Annotated in this window: 19 protein-coding genes; 9 read left to right on the forward strand and 10 right to left on the reverse strand. The window is 60.0% G+C overall.

Features of this window, described 5'->3' with window-relative positions; all coding sequences use genetic code 11:
* Positions 1 to 13 precede the first annotated feature (13 nt).
* On the reverse strand, positions 14 to 1,714 hold the full coding sequence (locus tag J7E41_RS21110) for a glutamine--tRNA ligase/YqeY domain fusion protein (RefSeq protein WP_214995905.1): 1,701 nt from the start codon (positions 1,712 to 1,714) through the stop codon (positions 14 to 16).
* Between the two features lie 247 nt (positions 1,715 to 1,961).
* Here J7E41_RS21110 and J7E41_RS21115 point away from each other — a divergent pair, with 247 nt between their 5' ends.
* On the forward strand, positions 1,962 to 2,465 hold the full coding sequence (locus J7E41_RS21115) for a peptidylprolyl isomerase (protein WP_214995908.1): 504 nt from the start codon (positions 1,962 to 1,964) through the stop codon (positions 2,463 to 2,465).
* The gene (gene lpxH, locus J7E41_RS21120) at positions 2,462 to 3,211 is read left to right on the forward strand and encodes a UDP-2,3-diacylglucosamine diphosphatase (protein WP_214995910.1); all 750 of its coding nucleotides are present in this window, start codon (positions 2,462 to 2,464) and stop codon (positions 3,209 to 3,211) included. The genes J7E41_RS21115 and lpxH overlap by 4 nt, the downstream gene beginning before the upstream one ends.
* A 155-nt stretch (positions 3,212 to 3,366) precedes the next feature.
* On the opposite strand, the gene J7E41_RS21125 is transcribed toward lpxH, so the two are convergent.
* The 7 genes from J7E41_RS21125 to J7E41_RS21155 all read right to left on the reverse strand — a co-directional run bounded on the left by J7E41_RS21125 (position 3,367) and on the right by J7E41_RS21155 (position 14,641).
* Complete coding sequence (locus tag J7E41_RS21125) at positions 3,367 to 4,896, reverse strand: DHA2 family efflux MFS transporter permease subunit (RefSeq protein ID WP_214995912.1); 1,530 nt, start codon at positions 4,894 to 4,896, stop codon at positions 3,367 to 3,369.
* 66 nt (positions 4,897 to 4,962) lie between these two features.
* Complete coding sequence (locus tag J7E41_RS21130; RefSeq protein ID WP_214995914.1) at positions 4,963 to 6,165, reverse strand: efflux RND transporter periplasmic adaptor subunit; 1,203 nt, start codon at positions 6,163 to 6,165, stop codon at positions 4,963 to 4,965.
* A 15-nt stretch (positions 6,166 to 6,180) separates the two neighbouring features.
* Positions 6,181 to 7,632 carry an efflux transporter outer membrane subunit gene (locus tag J7E41_RS21135; protein ID WP_214995916.1) on the reverse strand — a complete coding sequence of 484 codons (1,452 nt, stop codon included), beginning with the start codon at positions 7,630 to 7,632 and terminating at the stop codon, positions 6,181 to 6,183.
* On the reverse strand, positions 7,629 to 8,102 hold the full coding sequence (locus J7E41_RS21140; protein WP_214995918.1) for a MarR family winged helix-turn-helix transcriptional regulator: 474 nt from the start codon (positions 8,100 to 8,102) through the stop codon (positions 7,629 to 7,631). Before J7E41_RS21140 ends, J7E41_RS21135 begins: the two co-directional genes overlap by 4 nt.
* Before the next feature lie 425 nt (positions 8,103 to 8,527).
* Positions 8,528 to 12,202 carry a translocation/assembly module TamB domain-containing protein gene (locus tag J7E41_RS21145; RefSeq protein ID WP_214995920.1) on the reverse strand — a complete coding sequence of 1,225 codons (3,675 nt, stop codon included), beginning with the start codon at positions 12,200 to 12,202 and terminating at the stop codon, positions 8,528 to 8,530.
* Positions 12,199 to 13,926 (reverse strand): autotransporter assembly complex protein TamA, encoded by a 1,728-nt coding sequence (locus J7E41_RS21150; protein ID WP_214995922.1) that lies wholly within the window; start codon positions 13,924 to 13,926, stop codon positions 12,199 to 12,201. The genes J7E41_RS21145 and J7E41_RS21150 overlap by 4 nt, the downstream gene beginning before the upstream one ends.
* A 64-nt stretch (positions 13,927 to 13,990) precedes the next feature.
* Positions 13,991 to 14,641 carry a GNAT family N-acetyltransferase gene (locus J7E41_RS21155; RefSeq protein ID WP_214995924.1) on the reverse strand — a complete coding sequence of 217 codons (651 nt, stop codon included), beginning with the start codon at positions 14,639 to 14,641 and terminating at the stop codon, positions 13,991 to 13,993.
* Between the two features lie 171 nt (positions 14,642 to 14,812).
* Here J7E41_RS21155 and xthA point away from each other — a divergent pair, with 171 nt between their 5' ends.
* Positions 14,813 to 15,625 carry an exodeoxyribonuclease III gene (gene xthA, locus J7E41_RS21160; protein ID WP_214995926.1) on the forward strand — a complete coding sequence of 271 codons (813 nt, stop codon included), beginning with the start codon at positions 14,813 to 14,815 and terminating at the stop codon, positions 15,623 to 15,625.
* A gap of 77 nt (positions 15,626 to 15,702) precedes the next feature.
* Entirely contained in the window at positions 15,703 to 17,043 is a 1,341-nt protein-coding gene (locus J7E41_RS21165; protein WP_214995927.1) for a substrate-binding domain-containing protein, read from the forward strand.
* A gap of 57 nt (positions 17,044 to 17,100) precedes the next feature.
* On the opposite strand, the gene J7E41_RS21170 is transcribed toward J7E41_RS21165, so the two are convergent.
* Positions 17,101 to 18,330 carry an acyl-CoA dehydrogenase gene (locus tag J7E41_RS21170; RefSeq protein WP_214995929.1) on the reverse strand — a complete coding sequence of 410 codons (1,230 nt, stop codon included), beginning with the start codon at positions 18,328 to 18,330 and terminating at the stop codon, positions 17,101 to 17,103.
* A gap of 150 nt (positions 18,331 to 18,480) precedes the next feature.
* On the opposite strand from J7E41_RS21170, the gene J7E41_RS21175 reads away from it, so the two are divergent.
* From J7E41_RS21175 to J7E41_RS21185, 3 genes are all read left to right on the forward strand, one after another.
* Positions 18,481 to 19,416 carry a LysR family transcriptional regulator gene (locus tag J7E41_RS21175; protein WP_169355155.1) on the forward strand — a complete coding sequence of 312 codons (936 nt, stop codon included), beginning with the start codon at positions 18,481 to 18,483 and terminating at the stop codon, positions 19,414 to 19,416.
* Between the two features lie 125 nt (positions 19,417 to 19,541).
* Positions 19,542 to 19,940: a MerR family transcriptional regulator gene (locus J7E41_RS21180; RefSeq protein ID WP_155585629.1), complete on the forward strand. Its 399-nt coding sequence runs from the start codon at positions 19,542 to 19,544 to the stop codon at positions 19,938 to 19,940.
* Positions 19,941 to 19,952: 12 nt separating this feature from the next.
* Positions 19,953 to 20,852 carry a hydroxymethylglutaryl-CoA lyase gene (locus J7E41_RS21185; protein WP_214995931.1) on the forward strand — a complete coding sequence of 300 codons (900 nt, stop codon included), beginning with the start codon at positions 19,953 to 19,955 and terminating at the stop codon, positions 20,850 to 20,852.
* A 548-nt stretch (positions 20,853 to 21,400) separates the two neighbouring features.
* Here J7E41_RS21185 and J7E41_RS21190 read toward each other — a convergent pair.
* On the reverse strand, positions 21,401 to 23,083 hold the full coding sequence (locus J7E41_RS21190) for an AMP-binding protein (RefSeq protein WP_214995932.1): 1,683 nt from the start codon (positions 23,081 to 23,083) through the stop codon (positions 21,401 to 21,403).
* Between the two features lie 173 nt (positions 23,084 to 23,256).
* On the opposite strand from J7E41_RS21190, the gene J7E41_RS21195 reads away from it, so the two are divergent.
* On the forward strand, positions 23,257 to 24,420 hold the full coding sequence (locus J7E41_RS21195; RefSeq protein WP_169355159.1) for an isovaleryl-CoA dehydrogenase: 1,164 nt from the start codon (positions 23,257 to 23,259) through the stop codon (positions 24,418 to 24,420).
* 13 nt (positions 24,421 to 24,433) lie between these two features.
* Complete coding sequence (locus tag J7E41_RS21200; protein WP_214995934.1) at positions 24,434 to 26,041, forward strand: carboxyl transferase domain-containing protein; 1,608 nt, start codon at positions 24,434 to 24,436, stop codon at positions 26,039 to 26,041.
* The last annotated feature ends 10 nt before the right edge of the window (positions 26,042 to 26,051 follow it).

Raw genomic sequence — 26,051 nt, forward strand, 5'->3', positions numbered from 1 at the left:
CCTTAAGACTTGATCACTGGCCCCACGAATCACGCAAGGTCACGGTACGGTTGAATACCGGATGACCTGGTTTCGAGTCCTTGATATCCGCGCAGAAGTAGCCTTCGCGCTCGAACTGGAAACGGTCTTCCGGCTGTGCGTCGCCCAAAGAGGGTTCGGCACGACAACCCGTGAGTACTTGCAGGGAATCAGGGTTGATGTTGTCGAGGAAGCCGGCGCTGTCTTCGGCCTTTTCAGGATTCGGCGAGCGGAACAGACGATCGTACAGGCGCACTTCGCACTCGATGCTGGCAGCGGCCGGCACCCAGTGGACCACGCCCTTGACCTTGCGGCCTTCAGGGTTCTTGCCCAGGGTGTCCGGATCGTACGAGCAACGCAGTTCGACGATGTTGCCATCGGCGTCCTTGATTGCTTCATCGGCGCGAATCACGTAGCTGCCGCGCAGGCGCACTTCGCCGTTCGGTTCCAAGCGCTTGTAGCCTTTTGGCGGCTCTTCCATGAAGTCATCGTGGTCGATGTAGATTTCACGGGCAAACGGCAGCTTGCGCACGCCCAGTTCTTCTTTCTGCGGATGACGCGGCAGTTCGAGGTTTTCGACCTGGTCTTCCGGGTAGTTAGTGATCACGACTTTCAACGGACGCAGCACGCACATGGCGCGCGGAGCGTTCTGGTCGAGGTCCTGGCGGATGCTGAACTCGAGCATGCCGAAGTCGACCACGCCGTCGGAACGGTTGGTACCGACCATGTCGCAGAAATTGCGGATCGACGCCGGGGTGTAGCCACGACGGCGGAAGCCCGACAGCGTCGACATGCGCGGGTCGTCCCAGCCATGTACGTGCTTCTCATCAACCAACTGCTTGAGCTTGCGCTTGCTGGTGATGGTGTAGTTCAGGTTCAGGCGGCTGAATTCGTACTGACGCGGGTGCGCCGGTACCGGCAGGCTGTCGAGGAACCATTCGTACAGTGGGCGATGGCTTTCGAACTCCAGTGTGCAGATGGAATGGGTGATGCCTTCGATGGCGTCCGACTGACCGTGGGTGAAGTCGTAATTGGGGTAGATGCACCACTTGTCACCGGTCTGGTGGTGATGGGCGTGGCGGATGCGGTACATGATCGGGTCGCGCAGGTTCATGTTCGGCGAGGCCATGTCGATCTTGGCGCGCAGTACGCGGGCGCCGTCCGGGAACTCACCGGCGCGCATGCGGGCGAACCAGTCCAGGTTCTCTTCCACCGAACGGTCGCGGAACGGGCTATTCTTGCCCGGTTCGGTCAGCGTGCCACGGTATTCCTTGGCCTGCTCAGGGGTGAGGTCGTCGACGTAGGCCTTGCCGGCCTTGATCAGTTCGACGGCCCAATCGAACAATTGGTCGAAATACTTCGAGGCATAGCGCACTTCACCGGACCATTCAAAGCCCAGCCACTTGATGTCGCTTTCGATCGCGTCGATGTATTCCTGGTCTTCCTTGGCCGGGTTGGTGTCGTCGAAACGCAGGTGCGTGACGCCACCGAACTCCTGGGCCAGACCGAAATTCACACAGATCGACTTGGCGTGACCGATGTGCAGGTAGCCGTTGGGCTCTGGCGGGAAGCGGGTGACGATCTGCGTGTGCTTGCCCGAATCCAGGTCCGCCTGGATGATCGGGCGCAGGAAGTTGACCGGGACGGCAGGTCCGGCCTTGGAATTCGAGGTAGGGTCGACAGTGGGCTTGCTCATAGGATCCTTGAACAGACAGGTACGTGGCCAGGTCAGGCCAGATAAAACAAAGGCGTTATCATAGCCGATGCTGTCAAGCACCTGACAGAGCGAGGCCAAAAACTGCTGCATTTATTGCATGGGCGGTAAAAAACCACCTCGAAATTCCTGCAGGTCACGCTAAACTGCGCGCCTTGGCTGCCGTTTTGCCAGGCAGGTAAGGCGCGAAAGCGCCCAAACCCACGAATTCCTTGAAAGAGTAGTGAACATGACTCAAGTCAAACTGACCACCAACCACGGTGACATCGTCATCGAGCTGAACGCCGAGAAAGCGCCGATCACCGTCGCCAACTTCATCGAGTACGTTAAAGCCGGCCACTACGAAAACACGGTTTTCCACCGTGTGATCGGTAACTTCATGGTCCAGGGCGGCGGTTTCGAGCCAGGCATGAAAGAAAAGAAAGACAAGCGTCCAAGCATCCAGAACGAAGCGGACAACGGCCTTTCCAACGACAAGTACACCGTCGCCATGGCCCGTACCATGGAACCGCATTCGGCCTCCGCACAGTTTTTCATCAACGTGGCCGACAACAGCTTCTTGAACCACAGCGGCAAGAACGTGCAGGGGTGGGGTTACGCGGTATTCGGCAAAGTGACTGCCGGCACTGACGTTGTCGACAAGATCAAAGGCGTACAAACCACCAGCAAGTCCGGTCACCAGGACGTCCCGGTAGAAGACGTGATCGTCGAGAAAGCCGAGATCGTTGAGTGATATTGCTGATTTCAGATTTGCATCTGGAAGAGGAGCGCCCGGATATTACCCGGGCGTTTCTGGATTTACTGAACGGCCGTGCCCGTTCCGCCCAGGCGTTGTACATTCTGGGGGACTTCTTCGAAGCCTGGATTGGCGACGATGGGATGACGCCCTTCCAGCGTTCGATTTGCGAGGCTCTGCGCGAGCTGAGCGATAGCGGCACCCAGATTTTCATCATGCATGGCAACCGGGACTTCCTGATCGGCAAAGCGTTCTGCAAAGCGGCAGGCGCCACGTTGCTCAAGGATCCCAGTGTCGTGCAGTTTTATGGCGAGCCGGTGCTGTTGATGCACGGCGACAGCCTGTGTACCCGCGACGTTGGCTATATGAAGCTGCGGCGCATCCTGCGTAACCCCGTCACCCTGTTTATCCTGCGCCACCTGCCCTTGCGCACCCGGCACAAGCTGGCGCGCAAGCTGCGCAGCGAAAGCAGTGCCCAAGTGCGGATGAAGGCCAACGACATTGTCGATGTGACGCCTGAGGAAGTCCCGCGGGTGATGCAGGAGTTTGGCGTGCGGACCCTGGTCCACGGCCATACGCACCGCCCCGCCATTCACAAGTTGCAGATTGGCGACCAGGCGGCCAAGCGTATCGTGCTGGGGGACTGGGACAAACAGGGTTGGGCGTTGCAGGTGGATGAGCAAGGATTTCAATTAGCGGCGTTTGACTTTGTCAATCCGCAGTTGGCACTGCCTGGAAACTGAATATTCCGTTGTGGCGAGCGGGCTTGCCCGCGTTGGGCTGCGAAGCAGCCCCAGTAAGATCACCGCATTCTTTCAGTTGGACCGACGACAGGTTTTAGGGCTGCTGCGCAGCCCAACGCGGGCAAGCCCGCTCGCCACAGTAAAAAACATCAAGACTAGTGCCCGCTGGCCTCCGGCCCCGCCTTCGCGGCAAACGGCGGCTTGGCCAGCCACACAATCACGATCAACCCCATGAACATCCACCCCAGCAACGTGAAGTAATCCACGGTGGACATCATGTACGCCTGGCTCGTCAGTATCTGATCCAACTGCGCATACGCCTTGTGCCCTGCCCCGCCCAGCGCATTCAACGCGTCGCGGGTGGCCGAGTCGTAGGTCGTCATATTTTCGCTCATATAGGCATGGTGCTGATCCGCCCGACGAATCCAGATCCAGGTCGTCAGCGACGCCGCGAAGCTACCGCCCAAGGTCCGCAGAAAGGTCGCAAGACCCGCGCCATCGGCAATCTGATGCGGTGGCAGGTCGGACATCAGGATGCTCAAGGTCGGCATGAAGAACAGCGCTACACCAATACCCATGAACAGTTGCACCAGAGCGATATGCTCGAAGTCCACTTCGTTGGTAAAGCCGGCGCGCATGAAGCAGCTCACGCCAATCGCCAAAAACGCCAGCCCGGCCAACAGGCGCAAGTCGAACTTGTGGGCGTATTTGCCGACAAAGGGCGACATCAGCACCGGCAGAATCCCGATCGGTGCCACCGCAAGCCCCGCCCAGGTGGCGGTGTAGCCCATCTGGGTCTGCAGCCACTGCGGCAGGATCAGGTTGATCCCGAAGAAACCGGCGTAGCCCAGCACCAGCACAATCGTGCCGATACGGAAGTTGCGATGAGCAAACAACCGCAGGTTGACCACCGGGTGTTTGTCGGTCATTTCCCAGATGATGAACACCGCCAGGGCAATCAACGAAATCACCGCACCAATGATGATGAAGTTCGACTCGAACCAATCCAGGTCATTGCCCTTGTCGAGGATGATCTGCAGGGCACCGACGCCGACAATCAGGCTCAACAACCCAACGTAATCCATCGGCTGGTGACTGGTGACCACTGGCCGCTTCTTCAACTGGAAACGCACCACCATCACCGCAAAGATACCGATGGGCACGTTGATAAAGAAGATCCACGGCCAACTGTAGCTGTCGGTGATCCAGCCACCGAGAATCGGCCCCGCAATCGGCGCCACCACCGTGACCATTGCCAGCAACGCCAAGGCCATGCCTCGCCTCGCCGGCGGGTAGACCGCGATCAGTAACGTCTGGGTCATCGGATACAGCGGACCGGCCACCAAGCCTTGCAGCACCCGGAAGCCGATCAGCTCGGGCATCGAGGTGGAGACACCACAGAGAAACGAGGCCAACACAAACAGGATGGTGGCCCACAGAAACAGCTTCACCTCACCGAAGCGACGGCTCAGCCAGCCAGTCAGCGGCAAGGCGATGGCGTTACTCACGGCAAACGAGGTGATGACCCAGGTGCCCTGCTCCGAACTCACGCCCAGGTTGCCGGAAATGGTCGGCAACGCCACGTTGGCGATGGTGGTGTCGAGCACCTGCATGAAGGTCGCCAGGGACAGGCCGATGGTGGCCATCAGCAAGCTGGGCGGCGTGAAGGAAGCGTTATTGCTCATCGCAAATCCTGTGAAACGGCGGTGGGCGCTACGGCCGCCAAGGGCCGTAGCTGACGGATTGGCGAATCAGCGCTGGGCGGCCTTGGGAGCGGCAGCGCTGTTTTCATGGATCAGTTGGCTGATCATCGCATCGGCCTCGGCCAATTGACGGTCGTACACGTTGGTGCTGAACGAAGCCTTTTGTGGCGCCTGTTGGGCCAATACCGGGCCGCTCTGGTCGTGCAGGTTGACGTTGACCACGGTGGACAAGCCGACCCGCAACGGGTTCTTGGCCAACTCTTCGGCATTGATATGAATCCGCACTGGCACCCGCTGCACGATCTTGATCCAGTTACCGGTGGCGTTCTGCGCCGGCAGCAAGGCGAAGGCACTGCCGGTCCCGGCACCAAGGCTGTCCACGCTGCCGCTGAACTTCACGTCGCTGCCGTAGATATCCGTTTCGATATCCACCGGCTGGCCGATGCGCATCTGGCGTAGTTGGGTTTCCTTGAAGTTGGCGTCGATCCACAACTGATCCAGCGGGATAACCGCCATCAACGCGGTACCTGGCTGCACACGCTGACCCAGTTGCACGGTGCGCTTGGCAACGTAACCGGTGACCGGCGCGATCAGGGTGCTGCGGGCGTTGGTCAGATAAGCCTGGCGCAATTGCGCAGCGGCGGCCTGCACGTCCGGGTGCGACGAAATTACCGTGTCGTCAACCAGTGCGTTGGTGGTCTTGAGTTGCTGCTCGAGGCTGGCCAGCGCGTTATTCGCCGAGGTCAAACTGTCGCGAGCGTGGGACAGTTCTTCCAGGGAAATAGCCCCGCCCTGCGCCAGGTTTTTCCGACGGTTGTAGTTGTCCTGAGCGGTTTGCACTTCGGCTTTCTGTGCGTTGACCTGGGCTTTCATCCCATCAACGTTGCTGTACAAGCCACGCACCTGACGCACCGTGCGCGCCAGGTTAGCCTGGGCACTTTGCAAGCCGACGGCGGCATCGTTGGGATCGAAGTTGATCAGCACCTGGCCCTCATGGACCAGGTCGCCATCGTCGGCACCGATGCTCACCACGGTGCCGGTAACCAGCGGAGTGATTTCCACCACGTTGCCGTTCACGTAGGCGTCGTCGGTGCTTTCGCTCCAGCGTCCGTAGAACTCGTACCAGCCCCATACGCCCAGGACGCCGAGGATGACGATCAACGCCAGGACCAGCAGCATGAATTTGCGTTTGCCCGGGTTGCCGGTGTCTGCAGGTTGTTGGTTTGTGTTGTTTGTTTCGACAGTGGCCATGACTAGTACCTTGAATTATTCAGTGCGCGTGGCTGGGGTGGTCGACGCCACGTTATCGGCGTGAAACCCGCCGCCCAGGGCCTGCATCAATTGAATCGAAAGATCGATTTGCTCGGCATTCAGGCTGGCCAACTGACGTTGGGCCTGCAGCAATTGCTGCTCGATACTGAGCACGTCCAGGTAGTTACCGATACCTGAGCCGTAACGCTGAACCACGGTGTTATAGGACTCTTGGGCGATGTCCGTCGCATGTTGCTGGGCCTGAATCTGGCGGCCGATGTCGCGCAACTGCGAGAGGCTGTCGCTGACATCCCCCAGGGCTTTCACCAGGCTTTTGTTGTACTGGGCCACCGCCAAGTCGTAGTCGGCGTCGCGGGAATCGAGGTCGGCGCGCAGGCGGCCGCCATCGAAAATCGGCAGCGACACCGTCGGCGCGATGTTGAAGAACCGGCTGGCAGAACCGAACATCGCATCCCCCAACAACGACTCGGCCCCGGCGCTCGCGCTCAGGTTGAGGTTGGGATAGAAGTTGGCTTTGCCGGCGACGATGTTCTTGCTCGCCGCCTCCACCCGCCAGCGGGCGGCAATCAGGTCCGGGCGACGCCCCAGCAACTCGGCCGGCAGCACCGAAGGCACGGCGACGGCACTGGGCTTGAGGACATTGGGACGGCTCAGTTCATTGCCGCGGTCCGGGCCTTTGCCGAGCAATACCGCCAGGGTGATCTTGGCGCTTTGCAGGGTTTTCTCGGCGTCGATCAGTTGCGACTCGGCGCTGGCTTCCAGACTTTCAGTTTGCTGGTATTGGTACTGGCTGTCGATTCCGGAGCTCAGCCGACGTTTGCCCAGGTCGAGCATTTGCCGGGTGCGCTTGAGGTCGTCATTGGCCAGGTCCCGAACGATATGGGCGCGGCCCAGGTCGCTGTAGGCCCGCGCAACGTCGGCCGCCAAGGTCAACTGAGCGGCTTGCTGATCAACTTCGGCGGCGCGAGCCTGGCCCAGCGCGGCTTCCCAGGCGGCACGCTGGCCTCCCCAGAGGTCGAAGTTGTAATTGAAGCCGGCGCTGACGTTACGCACGGTGGCGTAGGCATCGCCCACTCCGCGCGGGTCCTGATCCTTGGCCAGGCGCGAACGGCTGATACCGGCACTGGCATCCAGGGTCGGCATGCGTGCAGCATCGGCGGCATAAGCGGCAGCTTCGGCCTGGTGGGCACGGGCGCTGGCCACTTGCATGTCGGGGCTGTCGCGCAAGGCTTCGTGGATCAGGCCGTCGAGTTGCGGGTCGCCGAGGCTTTTCCACCAGTCAGCTTTTGGCCAGGCGGCAGGCGACAGGGTCACGCCGCTAAGGGATTTGCCGGCTTGCAGGTTATTGGCTTCGAGGCGTTTGCCTTCGGTGTCCAAGCCACTGAAATTGGCACAACCGGCCATGCTCATGGCTACCAGCACAAGGCAAAGGGCGCGAGTGTTCATTGGGTACCTACCCGCTGGAGGGTGATGGGATCACCTGCAGCTATCAGAATTTTCTTCAAGATTTTTTCCAGGGTTTGCAACTCACCCGGCTCCAAGGCGCCGGCCAACTGGTTCAAGGCCTGGGCGCCGATGTGCGGCAACATGTCCGCCAGGCGTTGGCCTTCGGCGGTCAACACCAACTGCACCTGGCGCCGGTCCTGTTCGGAACGCTTGCGCGCCAACAGGTCTTTTTGCTCCAGACGGTCGAGCATGCGGGTCATTGAGCCGCTGTCCAGAGACAGGTTGCGGCACAGCTCCGCCGGGGTGTCGACGCCGAACTGGGCCATGATGATCAACACCTTGAACTGCGCGGCGGTGATGCCGTGAGGTTCCATGTGGGTGTCGATGATCTTGTCCTTGAGCAAGGCGGCGCGACCCAAGAGCAGTCCGAGGTGGCAGTTGTGGAAGTTTTCAGGCGTGAAGTGTTTCATCGAGACCTACCTACTAACTGCCTAGGCAGCAAATGTATGACGAGATGTTACTGCCTAGGCAGCGAATGTCAAACAAATAGTTAGGTTGCTTTGTATTGGGCGAATAAGGGGTGGGGAGATAGCGGCGGGAGTGCGGCTAACTGTGGGGGCGCAGCCTGCGATCGGCTGCGCACCAGTCGTAAGGATCTTGAAACCGCCGAAGGTCCTGCGGCCCTTATCGCAGCCTCGTGCCTCGGCAGCGGCTACAGGGTTGTGTCGATCACCTGTAGCCGCTGGCGCAGCCTGCGATCGGCTGCGCAGCAGTCGTAAGAATCTTGAAACCGCTGAAGGGCCTTCGGCCCTTATCGCAGCCTCGTGCCTCGGCAGCGGCTACAGGGCCGCGTCGATTGCCTGCAGCTGCTGGCGTAGCCTGCGATCGGCTGCGGCTAGAAATCCCGCTTGTAGAAAATGTCCAGTGAGCTGGCCACGCCGCTGGCCACTTCCAAATACACTTTCTTGCTCAGCAAGTACCGCAAGGCGATGGTATTGGCCGGCTCAAACACCCCGACGCCATAGCGCAAGCTGAGCTTTTCCGAGATCTTGCCGCTGGCCACCACGGCCGTATTGTTGCCGCTACCCTGGGTGTCGAGGTCGAAGTCTTGGATACCCAGTTTATTGGCGATGTCCGACGTCACCCCCGCGCTGCCCATCAACCCCAACCCCAATGCCGCCTGGGCGAGCATGTTGTTGTCTTCGCCGGTGGTGCTCAGCGGACGCCCCAGCACCAGGTAAGACAGCGCCTGCTCCTGGCTCATGGCCGGTTCCGAGAAAATTTGCGTGGTGGGTTGCTCGGCGCTGCCACTCAGGCGGATGCCGGCGATCACGTCATCGGTCTGGCGGATGGCTTCGATGTCCAGGTACGGCTGGTCGAGCGGGCCGGCGAACAGCAGCCGCGCCCGACGCACATTGAGGCGCTGACCATAGGCACGGTAGCGGCCATCGTTGAGCCACAACTCGCCACGGGTGTCCATGTTGTCGCCGATGTGTACGTGGCCTTGCACCTTGGCGGTCAGGCCGAATCCGGCGAAGTTCAGCGTGTCTTTGCCAACTTCCACATCGATGTCCATGGCCATCGCCATCGGCGGCTTGCCTTCCTCGGTCTGGCTGCCGACGATCACCGTGTCATCGGACACCTTGACCGTCGACGGCGGCAGTTCACGCACGGTGATGTCGCCCTTGGGGATCTGCACCTTGCCGGCGATGGCCAGCTTGTCGTGCTTCAGGGTGATTTTCAGGTCGGGGGCCACTTCCAGTTCTGCGTAAGGCTCAACGGTGACTGGCAGTTGCGTACCTTGCAGGCGGATGTCGACGGCCAGGGCCTGGCCCCAGTCGATCTGGCCCTTCACGCTGCCCTGCCCGGCTTTACCACTTTTCCAGCCGCCATTGAGTTGCACGCTTTCGCCAGCGATCAAGGCCTGGATGTTCAGGTCTTCAAGGCTGATGGGTAATTCAGGGCCGGAAATCTCGCCGCCCACCAGGTTCACACTGCCGTTGACCTGGGGCGCCAACAGGCCGCCGGAAAGACGACCGTTGCCGTTGAGCCGGCCATTGAGTTTTTCCACCATCGGCACAAAGGGTCGCGCAACGGCCAAGTCCAGCCCGGTGAGGCTGAAATTGCCGGTCAACGGCTTGTTCTTCGGCAACGGATTGATCTGGGCCTGCAACAGCAACTCCCCCAGCTTGCCGCCACGGAAACTCAGCTGAGTGTCGATGCGCTTGGGGTTGAGGGTGGTTTCCAGTTTGAGGGTGTCATAAGGGAAATCCAGCCACTGGCCCTTGTCCCTGACCCGCATCGTGCCGCCGCTGGCATCCACCGAAACCACACCTTTAGGCCCGCTGGCCGGCAGGTCGAGTTGTACGTCGGCGTTGAGTTTGCCCTGCCAGGCGAAATCCTTGGGCAGCCATTGCGCCAGGCTGTCGATGGGGAATTGCTTGAGGTGGTAACGCAGCTTGGGCTCGGGCATCAACCGTTGGTCTTCACCACACAGGCTCGCCGGGCCGGACACCCAGCAGTGAGCGGAAAAGGTCAGCTTGCCGTCTGCCAGGCGTTCGATTTTCGCCGGGGCTTGCAGCTTCCAGTCCTGCCCACCAGCTTGCACGTCGCCGCTGGCCAAACGTCCGCGCCAGTTGCCCTTGTCCAGGTTGCCATCAAGGGCCAACGCCAGCTTGAGCAACGGGCCGGCCAGGTCCAACTGGACTTTCTGGCTCTTGATATCGCCCTGAGCACTGGCGGTCAGGGTGCCAACCTGGGTTTCACCGGCCTGAATGCCGCTACCCTTGAGGTCGATCCTGGCTCGCTGGGCGTTGTCGAGGCTGGCGTCCAGGGTCAGGCTTTGCAGGCGGTTGTCTTCAAACGCCAGTTGCTGACCCAACACATTGAGTTTGCCCTGGGGTGCCTGAAGTGTGCCCGCCACATCGAGACGGCCATTGACTTGCCCCCGCAGTTGCGGCCACAGCTGGGCCAGGCGCGCCAGCTTGATATCGATCTGCCCGGCCAGGCGTTGTTGCAGGCTGCCACTGCCGTTGATGCGGTTGTCGCCGAGGCGAATATCCAGGGCACCGAGGGTCCACTGTTCGCCCGCGCCTTCGGCCTTGGCCTGGAGCACGGCCGGCTGGCCGCGCAAGCGACCCTTGAGGTCGAGGTCGGCATTCAGCTTAAGCTGCTGGTTTTTCATCTCGCCCTTGCTGCGCAACGGGCCGGCAAGCGTGCCCGGCAACTCCGCGACCCAGTACGCCGGGTTGATCGCCGACAGGTCCAGTGCCGTATCCCACGCAATGCCGTCGGCGTATTGCAGGTTCAAGTGGCCTTCGGCCTTGCCTTGACCGGCGGCCAGTTTCAGCTCCGGCAGGAACACTTGCTTGAGGTCGCCACTGAACGGGCTGCTCAGGCTGAACTTGCCTGCCGGGCCATCGAGGTCGGCCTTGAAGTTGCCCAGGTAGTTGCCGTCTTTGTAAGAGACTTCGCCATTGAAGGTACGCAACGCCACTTGGGGTTCATCGATCAGCGGGTAGAGCCGATGCCAGGGGAAGTCCAGCCAGTCGATTTTCGCGTCGGCGCTGAAGCCCTGCTGCCAGTCCAACTGGGCACTGAGCTTGAGGCTTTGCTTATCGCCGGCATTCAGGTCCAGGCCAGCGATCTGTGCACCGTTACCGTCGACCGTGCCTTGCAGCAGCAGGTCCACCGGGCCTTTTTCTGCGGGCAACACCGCCTTGCCCAGCAGTTGGTAACCGTTTTTCAGATCGCCCTTGGCTGTCAGATCCAACTGATTGAGTTGCAGGGTATCGGGCAAGTCGGCACTGGCCTTGAACCCATCGGAGGTAATGCGCACTTGCGCCGGCAGGTTTTCTACCAACGGTTGCAACTCGCCGCTGAGTTTGCCAGGCAAGTAGCCGCTGCTGTCAGCATCAAGCTTGAGGGTCTTGAGCAAGTCGCCGTCGACCTTGAGCGCCACTGTCCACGGGGCGCCACCCGGGGCGTAGGGCAAACTCAGGTTACCCGTCGCCGTCAACGGCCAGTCACCGGTGGGTTGCAGCAAGCCGGACAAGTCGAGGACCAGGTCATCCCGTTGCAGGTGCACCGAGTCAATCTTCATGCCCTCTGCGGTCCAGTGCGCCGCCAGTTGCAGACCCTTGAGCTCTTCGCTGCCGTTGAACAGCAAGCTGCCAACACGGACTTCGCCCAGTTGGATCGCCACCGGCAACTTCAACTCCGGCAAGGTGATGGGGCCGCTGCTTTCTTCCGTACTGGGAGGGAATTGCAGACTGACCTGCTCCACGTCCAGTTGGTTGATGCACAGGGTCATGCGCATCAGGCACCCCGGTGACCAATCAAACTTCGGCGCGTTGAGTTCGACCCGGCTGCCGTCTTGTTGCCACAGCAGATGATCGGCACTCCACTGCCCGCCCAGGCGCCCTTGGAAGTTTTCCACGGTCAACCCCGGTACCTGACTCAACGCCCAGCGGCTGCCGGCCTGAGTTCCGAGCACTGTCCACAGTGCCAGCACCAGTAATGCCAGGACGGCAAGAATGGCCAGCCCCGCTATTTTCAAACCACGCGTCACAGCTCAGGCCCCATGGAAAAGTGCAAACGAATACCGCCCGGATCTTCCAGCGCATGGGCCAGGTCAAGACGGATCGGGCCTACCGGAGACACCCAGCGTACGCCGACGCCGACACCGGTTTTCAGGCTCGGCAGGTCGAGGTTGTTGAAGGAGTTGCCCTGATCGATAAAGGTCGCGATCCGCCATCTCTCGGCAATTGAATATTGATACTCGGCGCTCAGCGCCACCATGTAGCGGCCACCGATGCGGTCGCCACGATCGTTTTCCGGCGACAGCGTCTGGTACTCGTAACCGCGCACGCTCTGGTCGCCACCGGCAAAAAAGCGTAACGACGGCGGCACGGACTTATAGCCATTGGTGGCGCTGCCACCGAACTGCGCCCGACCGAGGAAGCGGTGCTTGTCCCACACGGTGGTCAAGCCCTTGATCATCGCCGTGCCGTAGAGCAGGTTGGTGTCGGACATCACCCCTTCCTTGGCCACCCGGGTCTCGAATTGCAGACGGTAGCCGTTGTGGGGATCGATGCGGTTATCGCTGCGCAGGTAGGAGTAGCTGATGCCCGGCATCAGCAAGGTACTCAGGCCCGAGTCATTGCCCAGGCGATATTCTTCGCGCTGCCATTTCAGCGAGATGATCCGTGTCCAGCCGCTGGGCAACTTGCTGTGCCATTCAGGGCCGACCGTCAGCAACTTGCTGAGGGTGTCGGTGCCCGCCAGCTCTTCATTCTGATAGCCACCGGCGAAGCGCAGCTTGTCGGTGAGTGGTGGGTCAAGAGGAATGTCGTACCACAGGCCGACGTTCTGCCGGGGCGCCGACAGTTCGGCCTCCCAACCATAACTATGCCCCTGAGGATTGACCCAATGCCGGGTCCAGTTGGCCTTGCCGCGAGGGCCGACATCGGTGGAGTAACCCAGGCCCAGGCCCATGGTCCGCGGCTTGCGGGTTTCCAGTTGCACGGCCACCGGGATCACATCATTGGCCGACGCAGCGGGCGCAGCGTCCACCCGCACCCCCTCGAAAAAGCCGCTGGATTGCAGGGCCTGGTTCAGTTCGGCTATCAGTTCGGAGTCGTAGGGTGCGCCGCTCTTGAACGGCACCATGCGTTGCAGCAGGTCTTCATCGAACGGCGTGTCGCCGGCAAAGCTGACCTTGCCCAAGGCATAGCGCGGGCCGCTGTCGTAAATGAGTTCGATATCGGCCACGCCCGCTTGCGGGTCCACCGACAGTTTCTGACTGGTAAAGCGCCCGCTGAAAAAGCCGTAGCGTGACGCCTGGTTCTGGATCAGGCGCTTGGCGTCTTCGTAGTTGCCGTGGTTGAGCACCGCGCCGGGTTTGAGTTCATCGCTGCTGGGCAGACGAAAAGACTTGAGGCTCGCCGCCTGGCCGTCGACACGAATGGTCACGTTGCGCAAATGCACCGGTTCGCCGGGGTCAATGGTGAGGATCAGGCGCGGCGTCTTGCCGCCCTTGACGTCACTGGCAATCTGCGGCTGATAGAAACCCAAAGCCTGGGCGGCCTTGCGCGCCTGCTCTTCAGCACCACGGCTGAAACGCAGCAAGGCTTCTTCATCACGGTCGCCAACCCCGCCGATATAGCCTTCGATGTTGGCTTTCAACGCGTCGTTTGAGGGTTTGATGCGCACATCCAATTCGCTTTGCGCCAGTGCGCTGCAGCTCGTGAACAGCAGAATCAAGCCGCTGGTAAATCTTCCTGGAAACTTCATAGGCGCGGATGCTACACGAGCTTGGGAACATCATAGAACCCGGATTTGTCTGAATAATTCTGTCTTAACCCGTTGCAACATGTAACGCCTGCGGATTCGGATGAAAAAACACGTGTTCGAGGATAGGTCCTACGGCGACCTCGCCAATTTCTTCATACCCCTGACGCTTGTAGAAATCCAGGTAACGGGAGTTGCCGGTATCCAGCACGACGCCCGACGAGTTGGGGTCCTCGGCGCACCAGTTATGCACCGCTTCCAGTAGCTGTTCACCAAAATGTTTGCCCTGAAACTGCGGATGAATCCCCAGCAAGGGCAACATATGCACCGATTCTGAAGGCAGGCACGCCAGCACTGCCTGATGGTATTCCAGATAACGCCGAGTACCACGCACACCGGTGCTGAGCCACATGCGCAATTGCCAGGCCCAACTCTCGGTGATCCCCAAGCGTCGTTGGGGTGGCGCGATCAGTGCCAGGCCAATCAACCGGTCGTTGACCAGCAATCCGATGGCCGGCAAGTTCTGGAAGAAGTGCTGCTTGACCAACTCACGCACCGTGGCACGCACCCGCTGCTCGTAACCGGGACGTTCGGCTTCAAAGATGTAGGCGAAAGTCGGCTCATGGCGATAGGCCTGGTACAACAGCGAGCGAGCTTCGCGGGAGTAACCGCTGTCGAGCATGTGGATCTGGGCAATGGCGGTCGAGGTATCAGGCATCAGTGTTGATCTCCCCTGGACGCGACTCGAAAGGTTGCGCTCTTATTGGTACGAACCTTTGCAGCACGACTCGTTCCCAGACATTAGCAGTGCATCCGTCCTACCGCCACGCTGGCTCCCGTCCGACTTGTCGGCTAGCATCGACGTTTTGCCAGGACTGGACCGCCGACCATGAAAATCGTCTCCTTCAACATCAACGGGCTGCGCGCACGCCCTCATCAGCTGGCGGCACTGATCGAGAAGCATCAACCGGACGTGATCGGCCTGCAGGAAACCAAGGTCCACGACGATCAGTTCCCGTTGGCCGAAGTGCAAGCCCTGGGTTATCACGTGTATTACCACGGGCAAAAAGGCCACTACGGTGTCGCCCTGCTCTCGCGTCAGGAGCCCCTGGTGCTGCACAAAGGCTTTGCCGGTGATGAAGAAGACGCCCAGCGGCGGTTTATCTGGGGCACGTTCGCCGACGCCAATGGCGCGCCTGTGACCATCATGAACGGCTATTTCCCACAGGGTGAAAGCCGCGACCATCCCACCAAATTCCCGGCCAAGCAGCGCTTTTACGAAGACCTGCAACAGCTGCTGGAGAGCCAATTCACCAATGACCAGGCGCTGGTGGTGATGGGTGATGTGAATATTTCGCCCGAAGACTGCGACATCGGTATTGGTGCCGACAATGCCAAGCGTTGGCTGAAGACCGGCAAGTGCAGCTTTCTCCCGGAAGAACGCGAGTGGATGGCCCGCCTGAAGAATTGGGGCCTGGTGGACAGCTTCCGTCACTTGAACCCCGATGTGGCGGATCGCTTCAGTTGGTTCGATTACCGCAGCCGTGGTTTTGAGGATGAGCCCAAGCGCGGGCTGCGTATTGACTTGATCATGGCCTCCCAGGGGCTGCTGCCACGGGTCAAGGCAGCGGGTGTGGATTATGAATTGCGCGGCATGGAAAAGCCGTCTGATCATGCACCGATCTGGCTTGAGTTGAGCTGATGGCGCCTGTCGTCATATTTATGCAACTGATCTGACTTAATCTGCCGGCACTCCCTTTGGCTTAAGAAGGTGCCGGCATGAGGCTGCGCGTTCTGTACTTGCTGGCAATCTGCGGTGTATTTCCCCTTTCCGCTTTCTCTGCACCACTCCCCTTTCCCGACCACGGTCCGGCCTTGCGCATACAGGGTTCCAACACCATCGGTGCCGCCTTGGGCCCGGCCCTGGTCAAGGGCCTGATGGAGCAACAGGGGTTGCAGGATGTCCACAGCGAGCCCTCTGAACGTGCCAACGAACAGCATGTAATCGGCAAAACTCGCCAGGGCAAACGCGTGGCCATCGAAGTCGCTGCCCATGGCTCGAGCACCGGTTTTGCCGCGCTGAAGAACCTCAGTGCCGACCTTGCTGCCTCATCCCGCCCCATCAAGGACAGCGAACTGGTGGAGCTGGAGCCCTTGGGCGATTTGAAAAGCCCTGGCGCTGAACAAGTAATCGCCATTGATGGCCTGGCGATCATTCTTCATCCCCATAACCCGCTGAACACCCTGAACACGGAGCAACTGGCACAGGTGTTCAGCGGCGAGGTCACGACCTGGGAAGCATTAGGCGGGATTGGCGGAAAAATTCACCTGTACGCCCGAGATGATCAGTCCGGCACCTACGACACCTTCAAGGAGCTAGTGCTCGCTCGGCGAGGCAAATCCCTGGAGAGCAGCGCCAAACGCTTCGAATCCAGCGAACAATTGTCGGATGCTGTCAGCCGTGATCCCCAGGGCATCGGCTTTATCGGCTTGCCGTACGTACGCCAGGCCAAGGCTGTGGCGATTGTCGACGGCGACTCCCAGGCCATGCTGGCGCTGAACAGTTTGATTGCCACTGAAGACTACCCGCTGTCCCGGCGCCTGTTCTTTTACCTGCCGCCCACGGGCCAGAACCCTTGGGCCAAGGCTTTGGTGGACTTCGCCCAGAGCCCCAAGGGGCAGGCAATCGTGGCCGCCAACGGTTTTATCGCGCAGCAGGTGCAGGCCATGACGGTGGAGCCGCGTGCGCCGATGCCCGAGGACTATCAGGCCATTGCCCGCAATGCCCAGCGGCTGACGGTAAATTTCCGTTTCGAAGAAGGCAGCGCCAGCCTGGACAGTAAGGCACGCCAGGACGTGATGCGGGTGGTGGCTTATCTACGCAGCCATGACAAGCTCAACAAACAGGTGACTCTGGCGGGGTTTGGCGACGCCAAGAATGACCCGCAGCGGGCGGCGCTGCTGTCGAAGTTGCGGGCAATGGCGGTGCGTCGGGAGTTGGTCAAGGGTGGTGTGGTGCTGAGGGATATTCGCGGATTTGGCGATGAGATGCCGGTGGCGGCGAATACGGCGGATGAAGGGCGGATCAAGAATCGGCGGGTAGAGGTTTGGGTGTATTAATCCTCAGACCTCCACACCCCTTGTCCCCCTCACCACAGAAGCCCTTCTCACTTCAAATCATTGCCCGCTGCGCATCATCTCGCGTGGCACATACTTGCCAATCTCGAACTTGCCAATGGCCGCCCGGTGCACTTCGTCGGGGCCATCGGCCAGGCGCAGGGTGCGTTGCATGGCATACATATAGGCCAGCGGGAAGTCGTTGGACACCCCAGCACCGCCATGGATCTGGATCGCCCGGTCGATCACCTTCAAGGCCACGTTCGGTGCCACTACCTTGATCTGGGCGATTTCGCTTTTCGCCACCTTGTTGCCCACGGTGTCCATCATGTAGGCGGCTTTCAAGGTCAGCAGGCGTGCCATGTCGATTTCCATCCGCGAGTCGGCGATCTTGTCGATATTGCCGCCCAGGCGTGCCAACGGCTTACCGAACGCGGTGCGGCTTACGGAACGCTTGCACATCAATTCCAAGGCACGTTCGGCCATGCCGACAGAGCGCATGCAGTGGTGAATACGGCCTGGGCCAAGGCGCCCCTGAGCAATCTCAAAGCCCCTGCCCTCGCCCAGCAGAACGTTTTCGTACGGCACACGGACATTCTCAAACAGCACTTCGGCATGGCCGTGAGGTGCATCGTCGTAACCGAATACCGGCAGCGGACGGACGATTTTCACACCGGGAGTGTCCACCGGCACCAGGATCATCGAATGCTGTTGGTGACGCGGCGCATCCGGGTTGCTCAGCCCCATGAAAATCAGGATCTTGCAGCGCGGGTCGCAGGCACCGGAGGTCCACCATTTTTTACCGTTGATGACCCATTCATCGCCATCGCGCACGGCACGGGCAGCCATGTTGGTGGCGTCGGAGGACGCGACGTCCGGTTCGGTCATGGCGAACGCCGAGCGAATCTCACCGCGCAACAGCGGTTCCAGCCAGCGTTGTTTCTGCTCTTCGTTGGCGTAGCGCACCAGCACTTCCATGTTGCCCGTGTCTGGTGCCGAGCAGTTGAACGGCTCCGGTCCCAACAACGAGCGGCCCATGATTTCTGCCAGCGGCGCATATTCCAGGTTGGTCAGGCCCGCGCCCAGTTCCGACTCCGGCAGGAACAAGTTCCACAGACCCTCGGCTTTGGCGCGGGCTTTGAGCTCTTCCATGATGGCGGTCGGCTGCCAGCGATCACCTTCGCTGACTTGGCGTTCAAACACCGGCTCGGCCGGGTAAACGTAAGCGTCCATAAATGCAGTGACGCGTTCACGCAGTTCCTGAACCTTGGGTGAGTAAGCGAAATCCATGAGCAGCTCCCTTTCTGAGAGGTTGTTTAGGTCATGAAATCGATGCTAGATCAGCTACAAAAATTTACCTAGCCTATTCTCGGCGTGTATTAACATTCATCACCGATATATGATCGACGCATGCAAACCTGACAATAAGAGCGCAGCGAAATGAACTTGAGCAAGGTCGACCTCAACCTTTTCATCGTCTTTGACGCGATCTACACCGAAGCGAACCTGACCCGTGCCGGGCAGATTGTCGGCATTACCCAGCCGGCGGTGTCGAATGCGCTGGCGCGCCTGCGGGAGACCTTCAACGACCCACTGTTCGTGCGCACCGCCCAGGGGATGGTGCCAACGCCCATGGCCCAGAACATCATTGGCCCGGTGCGCAATGCGTTGTCATTGTTGCGGGTGTCGGTACAGGAAAGTCGCATCTTCAACCCGCAGCAGGCGGCGAAGACCTATCGCATCAGCATGACCGACCTGACCGAAGCGGTGATTTTGCCGTTGCTGTTCCAACGCCTGCGCCGCCTGGCACCGACCGTGGTCATCGAAAGCTTCCTGTCCAAGCGCCGGGAAACCACCAAGGAACTGGCCGCCGGCCGGCTGGATTTCGCGGTGGATGCGCCACTCAACACCGACCCGCAAGTGCGCCATGTCAAGCTGATGGAAGACCGCTATGTGTGCGCCATGCGTAAGGGGCATCCGATGGCGAGCAAGGAAAAATTCACCCTGGATGATTACCTGTCGCTGACCCACATCCATATTTCCAGCCGGCGCAACGGCCTGGGTCATGTCGACCTGGCCTTGGGCAAGATGGGTATCCAGCGCAAGATCGCCTTGCGCTCCCAGCATTACCTGATGGCCTCGCAGGTGTTGCAACAGACTGACATGGTGATGACCGTGCCTGAACGCTTTGCCCGCCGCCATGAACTGCATTGGTTCAACCTGCCGGTCAATGATGTACCGCTGGTGGAAACCCACTTGTACTGGCACGAAAGTACCGACCAGGACCCGGCCAACCGCTGGATGCGCGAGCAGATGATCGAGTTGTGCCAACAGGTCACGGCTCATGAGAAGAAGCTGGACAAGCAGCAAGCTTGAACCGTGGTACTTGACCTGTGGCGAGCAGGCTTGCCCGCGTTGGGCTGCGCAGCAGCCCCATTCACCTTGACGTATACGTCAACCAACCATTAGCTTAACGCCCAAGACATTCCTTGAGCGCCCCCATGAGCACGACCTACAGCATCTCCGACCTCGCCCGCGAGCTCGACATCACCACCCGTGCCATTCGCTTCTATGAAGAGCAAGGCCTCCTGTCCCCCGAGCGCCGGGGCCAGGAGCGCATCTATTCGCCGCGGGACAAGGTCAGCCTCAAATTGATCCTGCGGGGCAAGCGCATCGGTTTCTCCCTGGCCGAATGTCGCGAGCTGATCGAACTCTACGACCCTGCCAGTGGCAATCAGAAACAGCTGCACAGCATGCTGGCGAAAATCACCGAGCGCCGCGAACAGCTGGAACAGCAGATGCTGGACATCGAACAGATGAAGCTGGAGCTCGACACCGCCGAAGAGCGCTGCACCCAGGCGCTGGAGCAAACCATTCAAAGCCAGGTTGGCCATTCATAAAAGGTAGCTGCCATGTCCCTTCCCTCTCATGTACGCCTGGTGGAAGTCGGTCCCCGCGACGGCTTGCAGAACGAAGCCCAGCCCATCAGTGTCGCTGACAAGGTCAAATTGGTAGACGCCCTGACGGCCGCAGGCTTGAGCTATATCGAGGTCGGCAGTTTTGTTTCGTCCAAATGGGTGCCACAGATGGCCGGTTCTGCCGAGGTTTTTGCGCAAATCCAGCGCAAACCTGGGGTGATTTATGGCGCCTTGGCACCGAACCTTCGCGGGTTTGAAGATGCATTGGCAGCGGGAGTCAAGGAAGTTGCGGTGTTCGCGGCAGCGTCCGAGGCGTTTTCACAGCGCAATATCAATTGCTCCATCAGTGAAAGCCTGGAGCGGTTCGCACCGATCATGGCGGCGGCTAAACAGCATGGCGTCAGCGTGCGCGGTTATGTGTCGTGTGTGCTGGGTTGTCCGTACGAAGGCGAGATAGCGCCGGAACAAGTCGCAGCGGTAGCGCGCGAGCTGTTTGCCATGGGCTGCTATGAAGTATCACTGGGCGACACCATTGGCACCGGCACGGCGGGCGCGACACGGCGGATGTTCGAGGTCGTCGGTGCCCAGGTACCACGGGACAAGCTGGCCGGACATTTCCATGACACCTATGGCCAGGCGATCGCCAATATCTACGCCAGCCTGCTGGAAGGTATCCAGGTGTTCGACAGCTCTATCGCCGGCCTCGGCGGCTGCCCGTACGCCAAGGGTGCCAGCGGTAACGTGGCCACCGAAGACGTTCTGTACCTGCTCAATGGCCTGGGTATCGAAACCGGGATCAATATGCAGGCATTGGTCCTGGCGGGCCAACAGATTTGTTCCGTGCTGGGCCGCCCAACAGGCTCGCGAGTGGCCAAGGCCCGCAGTGCAGGCTAAGTAGCGTTTCTGTGACGATGTGTTACCGCCCCCCTACACATCGAGTAACACGGGAACATATTGACTGGCTTTGACGCGGTGGCAATTTTGACAAAAAAATTAACCAATTGATTTTAAACACTTTTTAAAAGTTGGCACGGCTTCTGCTATCTCTATGGCATAACAAGAATAAAAAGCACCAAACCTAATAAAAATAAGACGTAACGACTCTGACATAACAAAAACAACACGGCAGAGACGCAGCTAACAGATTTTTTTGGAGAGGATGTGCTTCGCAGGGTACGGCAGATGCCGCCACTCGCAACCGGGCAGAGAACAATAAAACTACCTCAAGGTAGCTACCCACTGGTTGGATCGCGTGCGAAGAAGCAGATCAGCGCTCAAAAAAATACGTTTGCTCTTGACCCCGGATGGGGGTCGCCAAAAACAGCGGTAAAGGGCCACGGTTGCTAAAAACAACAATAGACCGCCCCTCAATAATAAAAAAAGAGCACGTAACAACAAATTAAAGGGGAGCTTCGGCTCCCCTTTGTGCTTTCCGGGTTTCCTCAGTCTCCTTCCCGCAACTCCTCGATCGTGATCTCCCGCATCCGAAATTTCTGAATCTTGCCGGTCACCGTCATCGGAAACTCATCAACAAACTTGAAGTGTTTGGGCGTCTTGAAGTGCGCGATCCGCCCCTTGCACCAGGTTTGCAGCTCCAGCTCATTGGCAACATGACCGGGATGGAACTTGATCCAGGCGACAATTTCCTCGCCATAACGCGCATCCGGGATGCCGATAATCTGCACGTCCGCCACCGCCGGATGGGTAAAGAAAAACTCTTCCAACTCCCGTGGGTACACGTTCTCGCCACCGCGAATGATCATGTCCTTGTTGCGTCCGACGATGCACACGTAGCCCTGTTCATCCATGGTCGCGAGGTCGCCGGTGTGCATCCAGCCAGCATCGTCTATGGCATCGCAAGTCCCGATGGGGTTATTCCAATAGCCCAACATCACGCTGTAGCCGCGGGTACACAGTTCGCCGATCTGACCTCGGGGCACGGTGTTACCGGCGGCGTCGATGATCTTGCTTTCCAGTTGCGGCTGGGTGCGGCCGACGGTGGTGACGCGCAGTTCCAGGCCGTCATCCGGCCCGGTCTGCAGTGACACCGGGCTGGTTTCGGTCATTCCATAGGCAATCTGCACCTCGTTCATGTGCATCTCGCTGATGACCCGGCGCATCACCTCGATAGGACAGGTAGAACCGGCCATGATCCCGGTGCGCAGGTGCGACAGGTCGAATTCGGTGCGGCGCGGATGATCGAGCATGGCGATAAACATAGTGGGCACGCCGTACAAGCCGGTGGCCTGCTCTTCGGCGACGGCGGTCAGGGTCAAGAGCGGGTCAAAACCGTCGTTGGGGTAAATCATGGTAGTGCCGTGGGTGATGCAACCGAGGTTGCCCATGACCATGCCGAAGCAGTGATAGAGCGGCACCGGAATCACCAGGCGATCGTGCGCTGTGAGGCCCAGGCTTTCGCCGACCATGTAGCCGTTATTGAGAATATTGTGGTGACTGAGGGTCGCGCCCTTGGGGAAGCCGGTGGTGCCGGAGGTGTACTGGATGTTGACGGCTTGATCGAAGTGCAGACTGGCCTGGCGAGTGTGCAACTGCTCTGGCGGGATGCCCGCACCGATAGCCGACAACTGCGACCAGGGCAGGAATCCCGAAGGCGGTCGCGGGTCGAGACTGATCACACCGCGCAGTTCGGGCAACGCCTCACAGTGCAACTGGCCGATGGAGTGCTCCGCCAGTTCAGGTACCAGCGCTTGCACCATGGCGTGGTAGTCGGAGGATTTGAACGAGCCGGCGCAGACCAGCCATTGGCAGCCGGATTGCTTGAGCACGTATTCCAACTCGCTGCTGCGGTACGCCGGATTGATGTTGACGAGAATCACCCCGAGCTTGGCGCTGGCCACTTGACTGATGCACCACTGGGCACAGTTGGGAGCCCAGATGCCGAGGCGGTCGCCGGTCTGCAACCCCAATGCCAGCAGGGCACGGGCGTGCAGGTCGACAGCCTCGGCCAACTGCCGCCAGGTGTAACGCAGGTGTTGGTGGCGCACCACCAGCGCTTCGCCCTCGGGATAGGCGGCGACGGTGCGATCGAACGCCTCGCCAATGGTTTGCGCCAGCAAGGCTTTATCCTGGGAACCACGGCTGTAGCTCTGATTCGGTTGTTGCATAACGACCCCTATTGTCTTTTTTGTAGGTGGACGGTGCTCTGCGCCGAGCATGCTTGACGTTAACGTAAACTACGATTGACAGCCACGCAACGCAAGCTTACGTTAACGTAAAGGTGAGCGCCCTCCTCCGCGCAATCAGCCCACACAACAACAAAGCTTAAAGGTGCCTGTCCATGAGTTATCCCTCCCTGAACTTCGCCCTCGGTGAAACCATCGACATGCTGCGCGACCAGGTACAGTCCTTCGTCGCCAAGGAGCTGGCACCCCGGGCCGCCCAAATCGACATCGACAATCTGTTCCCCGCCGACATGTGGCGCAAGTTCGGCGACATGGGCCTGCTGGGCATCACCGTCCCGGAAGAGTACGGCGGCGCGGGCCTGGGTTACCTGGCCCATGTGGTGGCCATGGAAGAGATCAGCCGTGGCTCGGCCTCGGTGGCGTTGTCCTACGGCGCTCACTCCAACCTGTGCGTCAACCAGATCAACCGCAACGGCACTCACGAACAGAAACTCAACTACCTGCCCAAACTGATCAGCGGCGAGCATATCGGCGCCCTGGCCATGAGCGAACCGAATGCCGGTTCCGACGTGGTATCGATGAAGCTGCGCGCCGACAAACGTGGCGACCACTACGTCCTCAACGGCAGCAAGACCTGGATCACCAACGGCCCCGACGCCAACACCTATGTGATCTATGCCAAGACCGACCTGGAAAAGGGTGCTCACGGCATCACGGCCTTTATTGTCGAACGCGACTCGAAAGGCTTCAGCCGCAGCAGCAAGTTCGACAAGCTGGGTATGCGCGGTTCGAACACCTGTGAGCTGTTTTTCGATGACGTGGAAGTGCCCGAAGAAAACATCCTCGGCGTGCTCAACGGTGGCGTGAAAGTGCTGATGAGCGGCCTCGATTACGAGCGCGTCGTGCTGTCCGGCGGCCCTACCGGGATCATGCAGGCCTGTATGGACCTGATCGTCCCGTATATCCACGACCGCAAGCAGTTCGGCCAGAGCATCGGCGAGTTCCAGCTGATTCAGGGCAAAGTCGCCGACATGTACACCCAGCTCAACGCCAGCCGTGCGTACCTCTACGCCGTCGCCCAGGCCTGCGAGCGTGGCGAAACCACCCGCAAGGATGCCGCCGGGGTGATCCTCTACAGCGCCGAACGCGCCACGCAAATGGCCCTCGACGCGATCCAGATTCTCGGCGGTAACGGCTACATCAATGAATTCCCCGCCGGTCGCCTGCTGCGTGACGCCAAGCTGTATGAAATCGGCGCCGGCACCAGCGAGATACGGCGCATGTTGATTGGTCGCGAACTGTTTAACGAAACCCGCTGACGGAGCGCGATCCATGGCCACTCTGCATACCCAGCTCAACCCGCGCTCGGCGGAATTTGCCGCCAACAGCGCGGCGATGCTCAAGCAGGTCGACGCCCTGCACACCCTGCTCGCCCACGTGCAGCAAGGCGGTGGTGCCAAGGCCCAGGAACGTCATACGTCGCGGGGTAAACTGTTGCCTCGCGAGCGCATCAATCGCTTGCTTGATCCTGGCTCGCCTTTCCTCGAACTCAGCCAACTGGCCGCCTATCAGGTGTATGGCGAAGACGTGCCGGCAGCCGGAGTGATCGCCGGGATCGGCCGGGTCGAAGGTGTCGAGTGCATGATCGTCGCCAACGATGCCACGGTGAAAGGCGGCTCCTATTACCCGTTGACGGTAAAAAAACACCTGCGCGCGCAAACCATCGCCGAGCAGAATCGCCTGCCTTGTATCTATCTGGTGGACTCTGGCGGCGCCAACCTGCCGCGTCAGGATGAAGTGTTCCCGGATCGCGAGCACTTCGGGCGGATCTTCTTCAACCAGGCCAACATGAGTGCCCAGGGCATCCCGCAGATTGCCGTGGTGATGGGCTCCTGCACCGCCGGTGGCGCCTACGTGCCCGCCATGGCGGACGAAGCGATCATGGTCCGCCAGCAAGCCACCATCTTTCTCGCCGGCCCACCGCTGGTCAAGGCGGCGACCGGTGAAATAGTGAGCGCCGAAGAACTGGGCGGTGCCGATGTGCATTGCAAGATTTCCGGGGTGGCCGACCACTATGCCGACAGCGATGAGCATGCCTTGGCGTTGGCCCGACGCAGCGTGGCCAACCTCAACTGGCGCAAGCAGGGGCAGTTGCAACAACGCGCCCCGGTGGCGCCGCTGTACAACAGTGAAGAACTGTATGGCGTGATTCCGGCTGACGCCAAGCAGCCGTTCGACGTGCGGGAAGTTATTGCTCGCTTAGTGGACGGTTCGGTATTCGATGAGTTCAAGGCGCTGTTCGGCACCACGCTGGTATGCGGTTTTGCTCACCTGCATGGCTACCCGATTGCGATCCTGGCCAACAACGGCATCCTCTTCGCCGAGGCTGCGCAAAAAGGCGCGCACTTTATCGAGCTGGCCTGTCAGCGCGGGATTCCGCTGCTGTTTCTGCAAAACATCACCGGGTTCATGGTCGGCCAGAAATACGAGGCCGGTGGCATCGCCAAGCACGGCGCCAAGCTGGTCACGGCGGTAGCCTGTGCCAAGGTGCCGAAGTTCACCGTGATCATCGGCGGCAGCTTTGGTGCCGGTAACTACGGGATGTGCGGTCGTGCCTATGACCCACGTTTCTTGTGGATGTGGCCCAACGCACGCATCGGCGTAATGGGCGCCGAACAGGCCGCCGGTGTGCTGGTGCAGGTCAAGCGCGAGCAGGCCGAACGCGCGGGCCAATCGTTCAGTGCGCAGGAAGAAACCGCCATCAAGCAGCCAATCCTCGACCAGTACGAAACCCAAGGCCACCCTTACTACTCCAGCGCTCGCTTGTGGGACGACGGTGTCATCGACCCGTTGCAGACCCGTGACGTACTGAGCCTGGCGTTGTCGGCCGCGCTGAATGCCCCCATCGAGCCGAGCCGCTTCGGCGTGTTCCGCATGTAAATGGAGCTGC

It is taken from the genome of Pseudomonas fluorescens (assembly GCF_018614655.1).
Classification (GTDB): Bacteria; Pseudomonadota; Gammaproteobacteria; order Pseudomonadales; family Pseudomonadaceae; genus Aquipseudomonas; species Aquipseudomonas fluorescens_BX.

Coding starts and splice junctions, on each gene's coding strand:
- J7E41_RS21170 (WP_214995929.1), bottom strand. CDS start 18,330: ATGGATTTCGCTTACTCACCCAAGGTTCAGGAACTGCGTGAACGCGTC.
- J7E41_RS21155 (WP_214995924.1), bottom strand. CDS start 14,641: ATGCCTGATACCTCGACCGCCATTGCCCAGATCCACATGCTCGACAGC.
- J7E41_RS21125 (WP_214995912.1), bottom strand. CDS start 4,896: ATGAGCAATAACGCTTCCTTCACGCCGCCCAGCTTGCTGATGGCCACC.
- J7E41_RS21135 (WP_214995916.1), bottom strand. CDS start 7,632: ATGAACACTCGCGCCCTTTGCCTTGTGCTGGTAGCCATGAGCATGGCC.
- J7E41_RS21140 (WP_214995918.1), bottom strand. CDS start 8,102: ATGAAACACTTCACGCCTGAAAACTTCCACAACTGCCACCTCGGACTG.
- J7E41_RS21115 (WP_214995908.1), top strand. CDS start 1,962: ATGACTCAAGTCAAACTGACCACCAACCACGGTGACATCGTCATCGAG.
- J7E41_RS21180 (WP_155585629.1), top strand. CDS start 19,542: ATGAGCACGACCTACAGCATCTCCGACCTCGCCCGCGAGCTCGACATC.
- J7E41_RS21185 (WP_214995931.1), top strand. CDS start 19,953: ATGTCCCTTCCCTCTCATGTACGCCTGGTGGAAGTCGGTCCCCGCGAC.
- J7E41_RS21175 (WP_169355155.1), top strand. CDS start 18,481: ATGAACTTGAGCAAGGTCGACCTCAACCTTTTCATCGTCTTTGACGCG.
- J7E41_RS21190 (WP_214995932.1), bottom strand. CDS start 23,083: ATGCAACAACCGAATCAGAGCTACAGCCGTGGTTCCCAGGATAAAGCC.
- J7E41_RS21110 (WP_214995905.1), bottom strand. CDS start 1,714: ATGAGCAAGCCCACTGTCGACCCTACCTCGAATTCCAAGGCCGGACCT.
- J7E41_RS21165 (WP_214995927.1), top strand. CDS start 15,703: ATGAGGCTGCGCGTTCTGTACTTGCTGGCAATCTGCGGTGTATTTCCC.
- J7E41_RS21130 (WP_214995914.1), bottom strand. CDS start 6,165: ATGGCCACTGTCGAAACAAACAACACAAACCAACAACCTGCAGACACC.
- J7E41_RS21195 (WP_169355159.1), top strand. CDS start 23,257: ATGAGTTATCCCTCCCTGAACTTCGCCCTCGGTGAAACCATCGACATG.
- xthA (WP_214995926.1), top strand. CDS start 14,813: ATGAAAATCGTCTCCTTCAACATCAACGGGCTGCGCGCACGCCCTCAT.
- J7E41_RS21200 (WP_214995934.1), top strand. CDS start 24,434: ATGGCCACTCTGCATACCCAGCTCAACCCGCGCTCGGCGGAATTTGCC.
- J7E41_RS21150 (WP_214995922.1), bottom strand. CDS start 13,926: ATGAAGTTTCCAGGAAGATTTACCAGCGGCTTGATTCTGCTGTTCACG.